This window comes from Actinoplanes sp. NBC_00393 (assembly GCF_036053395.1).
GTDB lineage: Bacteria > Actinomycetota > Actinomycetes > Mycobacteriales > Micromonosporaceae > Actinoplanes.
The window spans coordinates 6253204-6269928 of record NZ_CP107942.1; the positions used below are offsets into that span (position 1 = coordinate 6253204).

Here is a 16725-nt window from a genome sequence, read left to right on the forward strand (position 1 = left end):
TCGGCGGCAAATAGGGGTAACGGGGCGCGCATGCGCATCGGATACTTCCTGTCGAGCGAGGAGTACTCGCCGGCCGAACTGATCGAGCAGGCCAAAGGTGCGGAGCGGGCCGGGTTCTCCGGTCTTTGGATCTCCGACCACTACCACCCGTGGGTCGACGCCCAGGGGCAGAGCGCGTTCGTCTGGTCGATGATCGGCGCGCTGAGCCAGGCGACCGGTCTGGGGATCACCACAGCGGTGACCTGTCCGACCGTACGCATCCATCCGGCCGTCATCGCGCAGGCCGCGGCAACCAGCGCGGTGCTGACCGGCGGGCGGTTCCGGCTCGGCATCGGCACCGGCGAGGCCCTCAACGAGCACATCTTCGGCGACGCCTGGCCGGAGGAGGAGGTCCGCCTCGAGATGCTCGAGGAGGCGGTCGAGATCATGCGCGGGCTCTGGACCGGGGAGAACTACTCGCACCACGGCAAGCACTACACCGTGGAGAACGCCCGGATCTACACGCTTCCCGACAAGCCGGTCGAGATTCACATCTCCGGCTTCGGCCCCAAGGCGACCGGCCTGGCCGGACGGATCGGCGACGGCTATGTCAGTGTGATGCCGGACGGCGATCTGGTCACCGCCTTCCGGGAGGCCGGCGGCGCCGGCAAGCCGGCACAGGGCGCGTTCAAGGCCGCGTTCGCCGCCACCGCGGAGGAGGGACGACGACTTGCGTACGAGAAATGGCCGAACGCCGGCGTGCCCGGTGAGCTCTCCCAGGTGCTGCCCTCGCCGAAGCACTTCGAGCAGGCCTCGCAGCTGGTGACCGCGGAGATGATGGACGACGCGTTCGTCTGCGGCAACGACCCGCAGGCCCACCTCGACATGATCCGCAAATACGCCGACGCCGGATTCGACGAGATCTACGTCGGCAACACCGGGCCGCACTCGCAGGGCCTGTTCGACCTGTACGCCACCGAGATCCTGCCGAAGCTCGGATGAAGCTGCCCATCTACGGCCCCCGCCTGCGCCGCGTCGCGCGCAACCACTTCGGATGGCCCTCGCTGCGCCCCGGCCAGTTCAAGCCGATGCGCGCCGTACTGCGCCGCAAGGACGCCCTGGTGGTGCTCCCGACCGGTGCCGGCAAGTCGGCGATCTACCAGATCCCGGCCGTCCTGCTGCCCGGCCCGACCGTGGTGATCTCACCGCTGCTCGCGCTGCAGCAGGACCAGATCGCCGCCCTCAACGAGCGCGGCGACTCTCGCGTGCGCGCGGTCCGGGTCAGCTCCGCGGAGACGCCGAAGGAACAGCGCGAGGCGATCGAAGCGATCCGGTCCGGGCAGGCCGAGTTCCTCTTCATCACGCCCGAGCAGCTCAGTGACCCGGAGCGGCTCGCCGAGGTGCGCGCGCTCAAGCCCGGCCTGGTCGCCGTCGACGAGGCGCACTGCATCTCCGCGTGGGGTCACGACTTCCGCCCGGACTACCTGGCCCTCGGCGAGATGATCAAGCAGATCGGCCGGCCGCCGATCCTGGCGCTGACCGCCACCGCCTCGCCGCCGGTCCGCGAGGACATCATCGCCCGGCTGCGGCTGCACAAGCCCGAGATCCACGTGTCCGGGCTGGACCGGCGCAACCTGTTCCTCGAGGTGGCGTACTGCCCCGACGAGGACTACCGCTGGCGCCGCCTCACCGCGCTGCTCGACGAGGGCGAACGCCCCGGCATCATCTACGTCGCCACCCGCCGGGCCGCGGAGGAACTCGCCGAGCGGCTCACTCAGGCCGGCTACCCGGCCGCGTACTACCACGGCGGCATGGCGTCCGGCCTGCGCGAGCAGCGGCACGAGGAGTTCATCGACGACAAGGTCGACATCATGGTGGCGACCTCGGCGTTCGGCATGGGCATCGACAAACCCAACATCCGCTGGGTCGCGCACGTCGCCCTGCCCGACTCCCCGGACAGCTATTTCCAGGAGATCGGCCGCGCCGGCCGCGACGGCGAACCAGGCCGCACGGTCCTGCTGTGGCGCTCCGAGGACGAGGCGATCCAGCGCTTCTTCAGCGGCGGCACGCCCGACGTCGAAGAGCTGAGCACCCTGGCGGGCGCCCTCCACAAGGGACCGCAGACCAAGACCGCGCTGCAGAAGGAGACCGGGCTGGGGCCGCGCAAGCTCGGCCAGTACCTGGGCCTGCTGGAACAGGTCGGCGCGGTCCGCACCGGCGCCGGAAACAAGCTGTCGGTCCCGCCCCGCGCGCCACTCCCGGCCGCAGCGGCCGAGGCAGCAGTCGCGGAGTACGAGCGACAGCAGCAGGTCGTCCGCTCCCGCACCGACATGATGCGCGGGTTCGCGCAGAGCCGGCAGTGTCGCACCGAAACGCTGCTGGCCTACTTCGGCGAGGACCTGAAACGCCCGTGCGGCCACTGCGACAACTGCGCCGACGGCACCGCCCAGGCCATCGACGAGGCCGAGGCCGAAGGCCCGTTCCCCGTACACAGCCGGGTGGAACACGCCGAGTGGGGCGCCGGCATGGTGATGAACTACGAGGAGGAGCGGATGACAGTCCTCTTCGACACCGTCGGCTACAAAACCCTCTCCGTCCCGGTAGTGGTCCAGCAGAAGCTTCTGGACCGGGCGCAGTAGGAGCAGACTGACACCACCTCGCCTCCGGCCCTGTCGGCTGTGTGACGGCCGGCGCCTGAACCGGCTGGCATCGACAGGCGTTCATTCCTGTGCCGGGCTTCACCACCGGGGAGTGTCGAGGGGTGACATGAACAGCGGCGTTGAGAAGCAAAGCTGACGCTTCAGCGACTGGTCGGCAAGTTCGCCCTGCTCTTTGCGTTCGTCTACGTCCTGATGGTGGCCGCCGGTTTGTCTGACTGGCTCAGGGCGACCGAGTTCTGGTCGGCACGTGGCTGCTGCTGGTCCTGCCCGGGATCGCCGACGAGGACCCACCCGACGGCTGGCCGCGGCCGTCGCGACCTCGCCGGTTTGACGGTGGCGCCATGCTCGATCGCCCGCTGCCGCAGCTCGGCCACTTCCCGCTCGAACCGCCGGTCGGGCAGCCAGCCCGGGGATCAGAGCGCTCTCCCCGCGAAGCTGATCGAACGCCCATCGCCGGCGCCTGTAGAGCCGCAACGGCTCCCGGCCGGCAGTCGCACTCATCTCGGCGAGTGGTCCTTCGCTCTCGGGGTCTTCCGCTGGTCAGGGCTGGTGTTGTGCCCACTTGTCGCACTCCGCGCCGTACTTAACCTCGGGGTCACTCTCAAGATCGATGTGCTGATCGGCGAGCCAACGACGTTCGCCGTCGCCGGTCTGGACGTACTCCATCACGTAGGACTCGATGGTCGCTCGATCTATGCGGACCCGAGCGCTGTGTTTGGCGCGGCGCCAGTGGCCGTGATCCGTGCAGAATGTCACCGTGGCTTGGCTGGATCCGGTCTTTTCGACGCCCATGGTCTTGACCCAGAGGGGACCTATGAACGGATTTTCGGCACTTGTCTCGGGGCCGAACCAGGCCAGTACCTCCCGGTACTGCCTTTCGGTATAGAGATGCCGTCCGATCGGAATGACCGTCGTCCGGTCGGTCGCACTCCCTAACCAGTAGCGGAACACGAGACTCCGCCTGGCCGCGAAGACCTCGTCGGAGTCCGAGACCTGCGACAGGTCCCAGGTGATCGGCAGATCCTTGGTCCCGTCCATCGGCAGTTCCCGGTAGGCCTCCTCGAAGGTCATCGACGGCTGGACATCGCCGCCCGGCACGTTGGAAGGCTCATCGGGACCGGTACAGCCCACCGTCACTAGGCCCACCATCACGACGATGACCGCCGCAGCACGTAGCTTCACCTGGACTCACCGCCCTTCGGCGGGTTTCCGTTCAAGGTGTCCGCCGCCCATTCGTAGCCGTTCTGATAGGACTCCGCCGCGCCGGTGGCGGCTCTACCCACCGTGCTCATGCCCTCCCCGCCTTTGAAGTCGATCCATCGCCGCAGCTCTGTACCACTCCACTGGTCCATGGGCCTGGGCTGACCACCCTGGCTGAGGATTTCGGGCAGTCCTTCGAGTTTGCCGCTGTTGTAGAGGGACGTCTCGACGAGGTCGACTGCGGTGGTGCGGCCGGCACCCAGGACGGAAGCGACGTCGTAAGTGACCCGGCCAGTGCTATCGATCTTGGCGCCCTTTTCGAGATCGTCGAGCACGTCGCCGACGACCGCGTTGGCCAGGTCGGGGCCGCCTGGGATCGGCGAGGTCGCCGCCCCCACGAAACCTTCGACCAGAGGGCCGATGATCCGGTAGCGGTTCTCGACGCTGTGGTTCTGCTTCTCGTCCAGTTCCCGGCTGGTCGTGTGGTCCGCCTGTTCGGCCCCGAAGTCGACCGCGCCCATCACATTGCCGTAGTTGTGCGAGACGACCTGGATCGCATCCAGGTTGCCGCGCAGGTCGTCGGCCGGGTTCTGCCGACCGGACAGGATGTGGTCGTGCATGCCGGCGGCGTACCCGGCCTCGGCCACGGCGATGGTGCTATGCGCGCCCGGATCCTTGCCGATGTCGGCGAGGAACCGGGTGAGATGGGTAGGGTCGCCGACCTTGAAGGACTCGCTTCCCACCGGCTGTCCGGCGGCGAGGTTCTGATTCACGTCGATGATGTACGACCCCATGATGTTCGCCATCGAGCCGCGCATCTCCGGTTTGATCACGTCGATGTCGGCGAATCCCTTCTTCGCGGCCTCGGCAACGTCCTCGTCGGTGGAGTTCTTGGCACTGTTCCACTCGTCGAACTTCTGAGTGACCTCCTCGTCGACGTTGGTCTCCAGGACGATCGACTCGACCAGGCGTGTCGCCTCCGGGCCGCGCTGATCGGTGGTGGCTCGCTCCAGTGCGGTGCCGAAATCTTCGAGGACGCTGTTCCGGTCGCCCTCGGTGCGGCCCATCACCTCGGCCGCCCAGGCGGGACCGCCGGACACGTCCGGGTCCCAGTTGCGGTCGGTGAGCAGGTAGTCCACGCGGGGCAACCGACCACCCTCGGGGCCGCCGGCGGTGTATTCGGTGACGCCGGTGAACACACCCAGGGCGCCTTCACCGTTGCGGGACAGGCCGTCCATCAGGGCACTCATCGGGTCGTACCCGGCCGGCGCGTTGTTGTCGTCGTGGTTCTGGGTCCAGTCCAGGCGCACGTTCTCGCCGCGCGACTCGGTCCACAGGGCGCTGCTCCTGCCCTGTTCCATCTCGAAGTCGATGATGTCCCCGCCGACGGTGGCCACGAACGCGGGATCGAGGCTGCCGTTGTGCAGCAGCGGGCTGAGCAGCTGGTATCCGTACACGTCCGCCATGTACAGCCCCGGGTTGGAGGGATCGCCGACGTCCATCCTGCTGCGCCCGGCGGCCATCAGACCGGTGACCCACTGGCTGGACAGCTCGTACGCACCGGGCACGTAGTCCTCCCCGCGCAGGCCACCCCTGGTGCCGGTCGGTTCGGTAGCGGTGTCCAGCATGACGCCGAGGCCGTTCTGCAGATCCCCCACCATCTCGGCGGTGTAGTTGCTGAACAGCGCACTGTCGGTGTCCCTGCCGGGGTAGTCGGGCTGGTAAGTGGCCAGCGTGCCGTTGAGCTCCAGCAGGCCTTTCGGCCCGAGAGCGTTCAGGACGTCGTACGCGAACGCCCTGTCCCGGCCGTGCAGCTTGATCAGGTCCCGGAGCTCGTCGAGTTCCGCAGCCGTAGGCTGATATGCCGGATCCTTGAGCTTGCGCGCCAGTTCGGTGGCTCTGGCGATCGCGGCCGGTGTGGCGGTCCCGAAACCTGCCTGTCCGGACGGCACGTTCTCGTTGATGCTCGCGGCCGTCGCGTCGTCCTGGGCCCGCGCGTATTCCACCACCGAACGCAGATCGTTGAGCAGCGTGCCGGTCTCCCGGCCGGTCCGATCCAGATTGCCGCCCAGGTACGCCGACGCGGGCGCGGTGATCGTCATGGCCGCCGTGTCGACGGTGTAGCCGGCCTGCCGGGCGGCGGCGAGCACGTTCTCGGCCTGCTGCCGCAGCGCGGTCATCGCGTACGCATGCTGGTCCATGACCTCGCGCATCCGCGTCACCCGGTTGTAGGTGTTGTCCACCGCGGCACGCAGTGTGGTCGCCTCTTCGCCGGTAGCCACCGAGCCCGCCCCGTCGGGCCAGGCGTGAGCGAGGTCCCGGGTGCCTTGGATCAGCAGGTCCGTGGCCTTGTCGACGCCCTGCCCGAGTTGCCGCCACCGGTCTACGGCCGCATGCCAGGGGCCGACGTCGAACGACAGCAGATCCTGCAACGTCATCGCACTCATCGGGGCATCCCCGATGCGCTGCGCCGCAACTCGTCCGCACCGGCCTGGTCGGCCTCCTGGTAGCTGTCGGCGGCGTCCGTCATCTTCCGGCCGAGCTGGTCCACCTGGGCGGTCAGCCGATCCAGGTCCGCCGCCCACGCCTTCTGCGCCGTGTCCGCCGCCGTGCCTGCCGCAGAGCGGGGCTCAGCAGGGGGAGCGAGGCCCGGCCCGGCGGCCTGCACCGTCGACCGCAACATCGCGGCGGCCCCGGTGACATCCCGGCCCATGACACGCAGGGCTGCAACGTCAACCTTCAGCAGGTCAGGTTGCATCGATGCCCCTCCTTCGGCGCACGCGATCCGCGTCTCTACCGGAAAGTACGCCGACGCGGATGTCCCGGTTCGGCGCACCGGTCCACATTCTTCAGTCCGCTAACCGACATCCTGGGGGGTCAGAGCTGTGGGGCCGGTCCCGTGGAGTTGCGGACCACCAGCTGATGGCCGGTGGGGCGGCGGCGCGGGCGGGCGGCCTTCGGCTTGAGGGCCAGTTCCAGCGCCATCCGGCCCATGTCGGTCATCGGGAGGCGGATGGTGGTCAGGCTGGGGGCCAGGTCGGCCGCGACCGAGACGTCGTCGAAGCCGACCACGGACATCCGGGACGGGACCGGGATGCCCTTCTCGCGCAGGGTGGCCAGCACCCCCATCGCCATCGCGTCGTTCAGGGCGATGATCGCGGTGACGTCCGGGTGGTCGCGCAGGATCCGCTCGGTCGCCACCCGGCCGCCCTCGCGTACGAAATCGGTGTGCACGACCGGCATGTCGGACAGTGACAGGCCGTGCTCCCGCAACGCAGCGGCCACCCCGGCCGTGCGGTCGATGACCGTGTTCAGCGCGGGTGTCCCGGCGACCACCGCGATCCGGCGGTGGCCCAACGAGAGCAGGTGGGCGGCAAGGGCACGGCTGCCGGCCTCGTTGTCGGGCAGGACCGCGTCGGTGCCCAGCGCGTGCCGGCCGATCACCGCGACCCGGCCGCCGCCGTGCTGGTAGGCGGCGAGCACCTCGCGCGCCTCCGCCTCGGCCCGCGGGTCGTCGTAGCCCGAGCCGGTGACCAGGATGATGCCGACGCGCTGGGCGATCAGGTTGCGGATCTGCCGGAGCTCGTGTTCCGGGTCGCGGCCGGAGTGGCAGATCTGCACCAGCAGGTTCTGCTCGTCGGCCAGTTTGATGACGCCGCCGGCGATCTCCGAGAAGTACGGGTCGTCGACCTGGTGCACGATCAGGCCGACGGTGGAGCTGGCGCCGCCGGCCAGGGTCCGGGCGAACGGGTTGGCCACGTACCCGAGTTCGCGGGACACCTCGCGGACCCGGTTGGCCACCTCCTCACTGACCCCGTCGCGGCCGGCGAGCGCGCGGGACGCGGTGGCCAGCGAGACGCCGGCTCGTTGGGCAACGTCGATGAGGCGTAGCCCGGGGCCCGGTTTCGGCATCGATGACTCCCAAGCTATTGCTGGTGATCAATACCACAGCATAGAGTACGTAAGCGCTTACGGAAGCGCTTACGCACTCCGGTGAGCAACTCGGTGCAAGGGAGCGTCCGAGGATGTCGAAAACTCTGAAAACCCTGGCCGCGGCCATGATTCTGACCCTCGGCGCCTGCTCCTCGGGCGGCGATGGAGGCGACACCGCAAGCAACTCCGACGAGCCGATCGTGATCGGCGTCTCGCTGCCGTTGACCGGCGATTTCTCCGAGCCCGGCAAGGGTGTCCAGCAGGGCTACGAGGCCTGGGCGAAGGTCGTCAACGACAGCGGTGGCCTGCTCGGCCGCCAGATCGAGCTCAAGATCCTGGACGACCAGTCCAACGCGGACCGGGTCGTCGCCGACTACGAGCAGTTGATCGGCAAGGAACAGGTCGACCTGGTCTTCGGCCCGTTCTCCACCCGCCTGGTGGTGCCCTCCGCCCGGGTCGCCGAGGAGTACGGGATGCTCTTCGTCGAGCCGGCCGGCGCCGCCAAGGAGGTCTTCGAGCAAGGCTTCAAGAATCTGTTCTACGCCGCTCCGGCGGTCGCCAACGACCACTACAACCACCTCGCCGAGTACATCCTGGCGATGCCGGCCGACCAGCGGCCCAAGACCGCCGCCTACGCGGCCATGGACGATCCCTTCGCGCAGGGTACGGCGTACGGATTGAAGGAAAAGCTGGAGGCCGGCGGCGTCAGGACCGTGGTGAACGAGGTCTATCCGCCCAACACCACCGACTTCAGCGGCATCGCGGCGAAGGTCGCCGACAGCAAGGCTGACGTCCTGGTCGGCGGCTCGCAGTACCAGGACGGGGTGAACCTCATCGTCGCCCTCCAGCAGCTCGGCTACCAGCCGAAACTGGCCGCGTTCTCGACCGCGCCGACGAACCCGGAGTTCGCGAAGGCGGTCGGCAACAAGACCGAGGGGATCCTCTCCCCCACCGGTTACAGCCAGGACGCGCAGTATCCGAGCAACAAGGAGTTCGTCGAGAAGTTCACCGCGCAGTTCGGCAAGGCGCCGGAGGAGGACCAGGCCAACGGCTACACCACCGGCCAGGTGGTGGCGGCCGCGGTCACCGCGGTGGGTTGCGCCGAGCAGGGCGACTGCCAGAAGAAATTGGTGGATTGGGTACGCACGAACACGGTCGAGACCGTCGTCGGACCGCTGTCCTGGGACGAGACGGGCAAGCCCAAGGGCGCCCACATGATCCAGCAGTGGGTGGGTGGCGACATCAAGATCGTGCTGCCCACCGACGTCAAGGAAGCCGAGTTCGTCTTCCCGAAGCCGGCCTGGTGAGTCGCTGATGCCATCCGGTGCGCTGCTGTTCCAGAGTGTGCTCCTGGGGATCCTGCTCGGCGGTCTGTACGCCCTGCTCGCCTCGGGTCTCACCCTCTACTTCGGCATCATGCGGGTGGTGATGATCGCCCACTCGGCGTTCCTCATCCTCGCGGCCTACCTGGCCTGGTGGCTGCACGAGCGGGCCGGGCTGGATCCGCTGCTCACCATGCTCGGCACCGTCCCGCTCTTCTTCGCGGCCGGTGTCGGGTTGCAGCGGCTCCTGCTCACCCGCCTGCGGCCGGCCACCCTGACCATGATGTCGGTGCTGCTGACGTTCGCCATCGCCCTGCTCATCGAGGGTCTGCTCGGCTACGCGTTCACCGGCACGCAGCGGCGCATCCAGCTCGGTTACGGCTCCGCCAGCATCGAGGTGCTCGGCGCCCGGGTCGCGGTGGTCAAGCTGATCGCGTTCGGTCTGGCCGTGGTGGCGCTCGGCACGCTGTACGTGTTGATGAAGCGCACCCGGTTCGGCTGGGCGCTGCGCGCGACCATCCAGCACCGGGACGCGGCCCGGCTGCTCGGCATCGACACCGACCGGGTGGCCGGGTTCGGCTTCGGCATCGGCCTGGCCACCGCGGCGGTCGGCGGCACCGCGCTGTCGCTGGACACCACGATCTACCCGTCCCTGCACTGGCACTGGATCGGCCCGCTGATGGCGATCATCGTCGTCGGCGGGCTGGGCAGCGTGCCGGGGGCGGCGATCGCGGCACTGGTGCTCGGGATGGCGCAGAGCCTGCTCCAGATCCCGATGGGCACCACGTGGGCGCAGACCGTGTTCTACGTGGCGCTCTTCGCGACCCTCGCGATCCGGCCACAGGGATTCTTCGGAGGTCGCCTTGCCCAGCGCTTCTAAGGTTCTGAAACTGGCCGTCGTCGCCCTGCTGGCGGTCGCTGTCCTGGCCTTCCCGAGCATCGCGCCGAATCCGTACATCCTGTCGGCGGGCGTCCTGGTGGTCTACTACGCGGTGCTCGCCACCTCGTGGAACTTCGTGGGCGGGTTCACCGGTTACATCTCGCTCGGGCACGGGGCGCTGGCCGGGCTCGGCGCCTATGCCACCGGGTTGCTGGCGGCCAAGGCCGGAGTGCCGTCATTCCTCGCACTGTTGCTGGGCGGCCTGTTCGTCGGGCTGCTGGCGGTGCCGATCGGCCTGGCCGCGCTCCGGGTCCGCGGCGCGTCCTTCGTGATCGTCTCGATCGCGCTGGTGCTGATCATGCTGCTGGTCTTCCAGAGTTGGGCCTCGGTGACCGGCGGGTCCAGAGGGCTGGTCGTGCCGCGGCCGTTCTCGGTGACCCGCCCGGAGCATCACCGGATCTTCTACTTCCTGTTCGCCGGTCTGCTCGCGCTCGCGCTGCTGGCCTGGTGGCTGATCGACCGGTCCCGGTTCGGGCTGGGCCTCAAGTCGATCCGCGAGGACGAGGACAAGGCCGAAGCCCTGGGGACCGCGACGTACGCGTACAAGTTGATCGTTTTCGTGGTCTCCGCGGTCTTCACCGCGCTGGCCGGCGGGCTCTACGCGCTGTGGTTCGGCGACCTCGACCCGGTCTTCCAGTTCTCCATCCTGACCGGCTCCTACCTGGTGCTGATGGCCCTGCTCGGCGGGGTGCGGCAGCTGTTCGGGCCGGTGACCGGGGCGATCATCGTGGGCACCGCACTGGAGTACTTCAAGGTCGAGTACGGCGACACCCCACTGCACCTGGTCGCCACCGGACTGCTGCTGGCCCTGGTCGTGCTCTTCATGCCGGACGGCGTGCTGCCCGCGATCGGCGACCTGATCAAGCGGTTCGACCGGTCGAGGAGCACGTCGATCCGCGAGGTCAGCGCCGCCGAACTGCGCGAACAGCGGCTGCAGAACACCGGAGGCTCCCGATGACTCTCGCGACGGCCGAGCTGCGCAAGGCGTTCGGCGGGGTGACCGCGCTGGACGGTGCGAGCGTCACCTTCCAGCAGGGCAGGGTGAACGCGCTGATCGGGCCGAACGGGTCCGGCAAGACCACCTACTTCAACTGCGTCACCGGCATGATCAAACCGGACAGCGGGACGGTCACCTACCAGGGGCGGGACCTCACCGGGAAGGCTCCGCACCGGATCGCGCGGGCCGGGATCGGGCGCACTTTCCAACTGTGCCGGACGTTCCCGCGGATGACCGCATTGGAGAACGTGCTGTCCGCCGTACCCCCCAAGGGTTTGATCGGTGGCCTGCGCGGCGCGCGGGGCCGTGCCGAGATCGAGCGGGCGATGGGCTGGCTGACCCGGCTCGGCATCGAGCATCTGGCCGGCTCGGAGGCCCGCGACATGTCCTGGGGACAGCAGAAACTGCTCGAGCTGGCCGGGGTGCTGATGGCCGAGCCGGAGACGGTGCTGCTCGACGAACCGGCCGGTGGCGTCAACCCGGCGCTGCTGGACCGGATCGGGACGCTGATCCGTGAGCTGAACGCGGAGGGCCGGACCTTCGTGATCGTCGAACACAACATGGACCTGGTGATGAGCATCAGCGACCACATCGTGGTCTTCGACCGGGGTGCGCCGATCGCCGAGGGTCCGCCGTCCGAGATCCGCACCGACGAGCGCGTCCTGGGGGCATACCTTGGCGTCTGAGCTTTCACTCGTGGACATCGTCGCGGGCTACGGGCGGGCGGCGCCGGTGCTGCGCGGATTCAGTGTCGAGGTGCCGGCCGGGAAGATCGTCTGTCTGGTCGGGCCGAACGGCGCCGGCAAGTCGACGGTGCTGAAGGTGGCCGGTGGGCTGCTTCGGCCCCGCGAGGGGAAGGTGCTGGTCGGGGATTCGGACGTCACCGGGCGCGGGCCGCAGGCGATGCTGGCCGCCGGGGTGTCGCTCGTGTTGCAGGGGCACAGTGTGTTCCGCGAGATGACCGTCGAGGAGAACGTGCTGCTCGGCGCCTATACGCTACGGGACAAAGCTCGTATTTCCGAACGCGTGGCGTTCGTGAAAGAGGTCTTCCCGGTGGTGGCCGACCGCTGGGGATCGCTCGCCGGACTGCTCTCCGGCGGGCAGCAGAAACAGGTGGAGTTCGCCCGGTCGCTGATGGTGGACCCGAAGGTCGTCCTGCTGGACGAGCCGTCGATGGGTCTGGACCCGAAAGCGACCAGCACAGTGTTCGAACAGGTCGTGCGGATGCGTGAGGCCGGGACCGCGGTGCTGCTCGTGGAGCAGAACGCGCGGCGTGCGCTGGAGACCGCCGACCTCGGGTGCGTGCTCGACCTCGGGCGCGTACACATCTCCGGGCCCGCCCGGCAGCTACTGGCCGATCCGCAGCTCGGGGAGCTCTATCTCGGCGGCCGTCCCGCCGAACCACCCGTACAACCGAAGATCTGATGCTCTGAAAGGTCGCCCATGAGACTCGCGCTCGCTGTCTCTGCGGTACTGATCCTCGCCATCGGAACACCGGTCAACGCGGACGATCCCGGTCCACGTGACGTACACCCAGCACTGCGCTCCGACCTCATCGCCTTCTACGACTTCGATCACCCGATGCCCGACGATCCGGCCCTCGAACGGGACCAGGGCCGGTCCTCCACGGAGATCGAACTGATCAACGGTGGCGCGGCTCAGCGGGTCTTGGACTCCGCCTACCCACGCGCCCGGCGGGCACTGCAAACCCGCCAGATCGATCCCACCGCTGCCGGCAACGACGATTGGAAAGCCGGCATCTATTCACCCACCGGCGTGCGTACGCTGCGCGCCTTCAACGCCGTCAGCGGCACCACCGTCGCCGGGTGGTTCAAACGCTCGATGGACGGCCCGGCACTCAACACCGTCACGCCGGCGCCGGACGACCGGTTCAACGCGATCGGCCTGGCCGGCATCCTGACCGGCGACTCCGACGGGCACGCGGTCCGCGCCCTGCTCGAACTGATCGACGTGCAGGGCACCCTGCGTCTGGTCGCGCTCGGCCGGCGGCTGGACGGGGGCGCCTCGCAGACGTTCGCGGCCAGCGTCGACTGGCAGACCCTGCTGCCCAAGGACCAGTGGGTGCACCTCGCCGCCACGTTCGATTTCAACGCGGGGACCATGGCGCTGTACCGCAACGGGGCGCCGGTGGAGGGCTTCTACACGGTCACGGGTGACCCGTGGCAGGTCGCCGGACCCGGTCCGCACGTCACCACCGCCACCGACCCGCGTGGCATCAAGATCGGCGGAAGCTTCCCGCAGAACACCGTCGAGCGCAACCCGTGCGACTGCCGGATGGACGCGCTCATGTTCCTGGACCGCTCGCTGTCGGCCCGGGAGATCGCACTTCAGTATCGCCACATGAAGACCCGGGGGTAATTCATGCGTCGCTTCGTCGCTTTTGTCGTCCTATTATTAGTGTCCACTTTGGTCGGTTCGCCTGGTCGGGCGCATGCCGCTCTCGCCGACCCGATCGCCGATCCGGTGCCGGTCGAGCCGGTCATGTCCCGGCTGGGGCTGGTGCTCGAGGAATACGCGTCGTTCCCGCAGTCCAACCCGACCCCGGCGCCGACCGACCCGCGCCTCATGCGGCACGCCCGGATCAACACGATCATGGAACTGCCGGACGGTTCCGGCCGTCGCGCGGTGCCCGATCTGAACGGCAACCTGTATCTGGTCGAGAACGGGGTGCCGCACGTCTATCTGGACGTCGCCGCCACGTTCGCCCCGCAGTTCTTCTCCGGGCGCGGGCTCGGCCAGGGCTTCGGTTACGTGACCTTCCACCCCGACTTCAAGCGGAACGGCCAGTTCTACACGATCCACACCGAGCAGGCCTCCCTGACGACGGTGGTGCCGGACTTCCAGCAGTCCGGGACGACGTTGTTCCACGGCGTGGTCAACGAGTGGACGGCGACCGACCCGGCCGCGGACACCTTCGCCGGCACCCGGCGGGAGATCCTGCGGGTCGGTTTCGCCGGGCAGATCCACGGCATTCAGGAGATCAACTTCAACCCGACCGCTCGTCGCGGCACCGCGGAGTACGGCAAGCTCTACCTCGCCGTCGGTGACGGTGGCATCGGCGTACGGACCACCGACCCGCAGAACCTCGGGCTGCTGCACGGCAAGTTGATCCGGATCGACCCGGCCGGCCGCAACTCGGCCAACGGCAAGTACGGCGTCCCGGCCGACAACCCGTTCGTGGGGCAGGCCGGCGCGCTGGGTGAGATCTGGGCGTACGGCTTCCGTGACCCGCACCGGTTCAGCTGGGACCGGCAGACCGGGCGGATGTATCTCGGTCACATCGGCGAGAAGTCGACCGAAGCGATCTACGAGGTGCGCAAGGGCGACAACGCGGGCTGGAGCGAGCGCGAGGGCTACCTGCTCTTCGACCGGGCCGCCACCAACGTCTGCGACCGCCTCTACCCGCTGCCCGCCGACGACGCGCAATACGGCTACGACTACCCGGTCGCCGTCTACGACCACAACCCGGCGCCGGGCTGGAACTGCACCGACGACGTCGGCGTGGCGGTGGCGGGCGGCTTCGTCTACCGCGGCACCGCGATCCCGGCGCTGCGCGGCAAGTACGTCTTCGGCGACCTGGTCGCCGGATACGTCTTCTACACCGAGGTCAGCGAGATGCGCCGTGGTGGCCCGCCGGCGACCATCCACCGGCTGCACCTGTTCGACGCCACCGGGCAGTCGGTCCGGATGCAGCAGCTCTCCTCGCCGGGCGCGCCCGGCAACCCGGAACGGGTCGACCTGCGCTTCGGCACCGACAACCGGGGTGAGCTCTACATCTTGGCCAAGGCGAACGGCAAGGTGTGGAAGGTGACCGGCGTCGACACGTTCGCGGCCGGCTCGGTCGGGCACACCCGGGTGTCGGGCACGGCTGTCGCGGCCAACTGGGCGCCGGTCACGCCGGCGAAGTGGCAGTTCACCGGGCGCGAGATCATCCTTGCCGAGGCCGGCACGGACCCGGGGCCGCCGCGGCGGCCGTTCGAGTACGCGGTGCTGACCAAGGGGCCGGCCTTCTCCAGCGTGGAGGTCAACGCTTCGGTACGGCTGGACACGCCGGTCGAGGTGTCCAATCGGGACATCATCATCGTGTTCGGGTATCAGTCGCCGACGCAGTTCTACTACGCCCACCTCTCCAGCGATAACACCATTTATCCGCACAATGGCATTTTCAAGGTGAACAACGCTGACCGGGAGCGGATCGACTACCAGTGGAACGGGCGGTCGCGCGGCGCCAACCCGGCTATCACCGACGCCGCTTGGCATGCGGTCCGCGTCAAGCATCTGCCCGCTTCCGGGGAGATCGCGGTCTACGTGGACGGCAACCGTGACCCGGTGATGACGGCGGTGGACCGGACGTTCACCTCGGGCCGGGTCGGTTTCGGCTCGTTCGACAACATCGGGCGGGCTCGCAACTTCATGGTCACCGGCACCCCCGCCGGCTGACCGCGCCCATCACAGCCCTGGCGGTCAGCCGGTTCCCTCGGCTGACCGCCAAGGTCCCCTCCCCGCCCCGGAAGGAGCACTGACGGTCAGCCAGGCTTGCTCGGCTGACCGCCAAGGCCCCATCACAACGCCGGATGCAGCACTGACGGTCAGCCAGGCTTGCCCGGCTGACCGCCAAGGACCCATCACAACGCCGGATGCAGCACTGACGGTCAGCCAGGCTTGCCCGGCTGACCGCCAAGGACCCATCACAACGCCGGATGCAGCACTGACGGTCAGCCAAGTTGCCCGGCTGACCGCCAAGGCCCCATCACAACGCCGGATGCAGCACTGACGGTCAGCCAAGTTGCCCGGCTGACCGCCAAGGACCCATCGCAACGCCGGATGCAGCACTGACGGTCAGCCAGGCTTGCTCGGCTGACCGTCAAGGTCCCATCAAAGCCGCGGAGGCAGCGCTGGCGGTCAGCCGGCTACGGCCTTGCGGAAGGCTTCGACGGCCATGCCGGAGACGGCGCGGCCGTGGCCGAAGACCGCGTGCTCGAACTCCAACTCGGCCAGCCGCGCGAGGCTGTGGCCGGCCTGTACCGGGTCCGCGGTGACGACCCGGGGTGGGCTGGCCACGCGGCCGCGCCGGCTGCCTGCGGCGTCGCCGGCGAACAGCACGCCGCCGTCGCGGTCCAGCAGGAACGACAGGTGGCCGCGGGTGTGGCCGGGTGTGTGCAAGGCGGTGAAGCCCGGGATCGGCTCGGAGCCGTCGGCGGTGACCAACTGGTCGAGTTTCGTCGGTTCGACCGTGCCCATCAGGCGGGCGGCCAGCTTGCCGATCAGGCCGGCCGGCGCGGCCGACGGAATCGCACCAGTGATCAGCGGCGCGTCGGCGGCGTGCGCGATCGTCCGCGCGCCGGTGCGTTTGCGCAGCTCAGCGACGCTACCGACGTGATCCGGGTGGTGGTGGGTGAGCAGGATCGTGGTCACCTCGCCGAGCGACCGGCGGATCCCCTGCAGCGCCCGCTCGATCAGCGGCGTCCGGCCCGGCAGGCCGGTGTCGACCAGGACCAGCCCGTCATCGGTGACGACCACGTGCACATTGACATATCCGAGGCGGAGCTCGAAGACCCCGTCGACCACTTCCCGCACGCGGTGATTCTGTCAGTTGGCCGGCGGGGCAGGGCCGGTAGCACCGCGATAGGCAGCCAGTTGCCCGGCGGGGCAGGGCCGGTAGCACCGCGATAG

14 protein-coding genes are annotated in these 16725 nt (G+C 68.7%); 9 read left to right on the forward strand and 5 right to left on the reverse strand.

Features of this window, described 5'->3' with window-relative positions:
• The first annotated feature begins 30 nt into the window (after positions 1-30).
• Both OHA21_RS29120 and OHA21_RS29125 read left to right on the forward strand, forming a co-directional pair.
• Positions 31-981 carry a TIGR03557 family F420-dependent LLM class oxidoreductase gene (locus OHA21_RS29120; RefSeq protein WP_328460181.1) on the forward strand — a complete coding sequence of 317 codons (951 nt, stop codon included), beginning with the start codon at positions 31-33 and terminating at the stop codon, positions 979-981.
• Positions 978-2618, forward strand: a complete 1641-nt coding sequence (locus OHA21_RS29125; RefSeq protein ID WP_328460183.1) for a RecQ family ATP-dependent DNA helicase — start codon at positions 978-980, stop codon at positions 2616-2618. The genes OHA21_RS29120 and OHA21_RS29125 overlap by 4 nt, the downstream gene beginning before the upstream one ends.
• Before the next feature lie 561 nt (positions 2619-3179).
• On the opposite strand, the gene OHA21_RS29130 is transcribed toward OHA21_RS29125, so the two are convergent.
• The 4 genes from OHA21_RS29130 to OHA21_RS29145 all read right to left on the reverse strand — a co-directional run bounded on the left by OHA21_RS29130 (position 3180) and on the right by OHA21_RS29145 (position 7751).
• Complete coding sequence (locus OHA21_RS29130) at positions 3180-3821, reverse strand: hypothetical protein (RefSeq protein WP_328460185.1); 642 nt, start codon at positions 3819-3821, stop codon at positions 3180-3182.
• Positions 3818-6286: a hypothetical protein gene (locus tag OHA21_RS29135; RefSeq protein WP_328460187.1), complete on the reverse strand. Its 2469-nt coding sequence runs from the start codon at positions 6284-6286 to the stop codon at positions 3818-3820. Before OHA21_RS29135 ends, OHA21_RS29130 begins: the two co-directional genes overlap by 4 nt.
• Positions 6283-6597 carry a WXG100 family type VII secretion target gene (locus OHA21_RS29140; protein WP_328460189.1) on the reverse strand — a complete coding sequence of 105 codons (315 nt, stop codon included), beginning with the start codon at positions 6595-6597 and terminating at the stop codon, positions 6283-6285. The genes OHA21_RS29135 and OHA21_RS29140 overlap by 4 nt, the downstream gene beginning before the upstream one ends.
• Positions 6598-6716: 119 nt before the next feature.
• The gene (locus OHA21_RS29145) at positions 6717-7751 is read right to left on the reverse strand and encodes a LacI family DNA-binding transcriptional regulator (RefSeq protein ID WP_328460191.1); all 1035 of its coding nucleotides are present in this window, start codon (positions 7749-7751) and stop codon (positions 6717-6719) included.
• 113 nt (positions 7752-7864) lie between these two features.
• Here OHA21_RS29145 and OHA21_RS29150 point away from each other — a divergent pair, with 113 nt between their 5' ends.
• From OHA21_RS29150 to OHA21_RS29180, 7 genes are read left to right on the forward strand one after another with little or no spacing between them, the layout of a single operon-like run.
• Positions 7865-9079 carry an amino acid ABC transporter substrate-binding protein gene (locus tag OHA21_RS29150; protein ID WP_328460193.1) on the forward strand — a complete coding sequence of 405 codons (1215 nt, stop codon included), beginning with the start codon at positions 7865-7867 and terminating at the stop codon, positions 9077-9079.
• 7 nt (positions 9080-9086) lie between these two features.
• Complete coding sequence (locus OHA21_RS29155; RefSeq protein ID WP_328460195.1) at positions 9087-9974, forward strand: branched-chain amino acid ABC transporter permease; 888 nt, start codon at positions 9087-9089, stop codon at positions 9972-9974.
• A complete protein-coding gene (locus OHA21_RS29160) occupies positions 9958-10992 on the forward strand; it encodes a branched-chain amino acid ABC transporter permease (protein ID WP_328460197.1) in 1035 nt (344 codons plus the stop codon). Before OHA21_RS29155 ends, OHA21_RS29160 begins: the two co-directional genes overlap by 17 nt.
• The gene (locus OHA21_RS29165; RefSeq protein ID WP_328460199.1) at positions 10989-11717 is read left to right on the forward strand and encodes an ABC transporter ATP-binding protein; all 729 of its coding nucleotides are present in this window, start codon (positions 10989-10991) and stop codon (positions 11715-11717) included. Before OHA21_RS29160 ends, OHA21_RS29165 begins: the two co-directional genes overlap by 4 nt.
• 10 nt (positions 11718-11727) lie before the next feature.
• A complete protein-coding gene (locus OHA21_RS29170; protein WP_328460201.1) occupies positions 11728-12456 on the forward strand; it encodes an ABC transporter ATP-binding protein in 729 nt (242 codons plus the stop codon).
• An 18-nt stretch (positions 12457-12474) separates the two neighbouring features.
• Complete coding sequence (locus OHA21_RS29175) at positions 12475-13410, forward strand: LamG-like jellyroll fold domain-containing protein (RefSeq protein WP_328460203.1); 936 nt, start codon at positions 12475-12477, stop codon at positions 13408-13410.
• A gap of 39 nt (positions 13411-13449) precedes the next feature.
• On the forward strand, positions 13450-15492 hold the full coding sequence (locus OHA21_RS29180) for a PQQ-dependent sugar dehydrogenase (protein WP_328460205.1): 2043 nt from the start codon (positions 13450-13452) through the stop codon (positions 15490-15492).
• 462 nt (positions 15493-15954) lie between these two features.
• Here OHA21_RS29180 and OHA21_RS29185 read toward each other — a convergent pair whose 3' ends face one another.
• A complete protein-coding gene (locus OHA21_RS29185) occupies positions 15955-16629 on the reverse strand; it encodes an MBL fold metallo-hydrolase (protein ID WP_328460207.1) in 675 nt (224 codons plus the stop codon).
• Positions 16630-16725 lie beyond the last annotated feature (96 nt).